This window comes from Winslowiella arboricola (assembly GCF_025527015.1).
GTDB lineage: Bacteria > Pseudomonadota > Gammaproteobacteria > Enterobacterales > Enterobacteriaceae > Erwinia > Erwinia arboricola.
The window spans coordinates 1-345 of the sequence record NZ_JAODIM010000022.1; the positions used below are offsets into that span (position 1 = coordinate 1).

The 345-nt window shown below is 51.9% G+C and carries 2 tRNA genes; both read left to right on the forward strand.

Annotated features, from left to right (window positions below):
* Positions 1-45 precede the first annotated feature (45 nt).
* Positions 46-122 (forward strand) — tRNA-Ile (locus tag N5923_RS00105).
* 144 nt (positions 123-266) lie between these two features.
* Positions 267-342: transfer RNA gene (locus N5923_RS00110), tRNA-Ala, on the forward strand.
* The last annotated feature ends 3 nt before the right edge of the window (positions 343-345 follow it).

The window sequence follows — 345 nt, forward strand, 5'->3', positions numbered from 1 at the left end:
CACACAGATTGTCTGATGAAAGTAACGAGCAGAAAAAACCTCTACAGGCTTGTAGCTCAGGTGGTTAGAGCGCACCCCTGATAAGGGTGAGGTCGGTGGTTCAAGTCCACTCAGGCCTACCAAATTTGTACTCATGCTGCGTTGTGGCTCCGGCTCGCATACAAAAGTATGCTTCGCGAATCCACGCCTTGCCTGAGCGCAAATTACATTCTCACGAACGTGAAAATGTATCTCCTGGTAGTAGATGGTCTCTGCAGTAACTGTATGGGGCTATAGCTCAGCTGGGAGAGCGCCTGCCTTGCACGCAGGAGGTCAGCGGTTCGATCCCGCTTAGCTCCACCATAC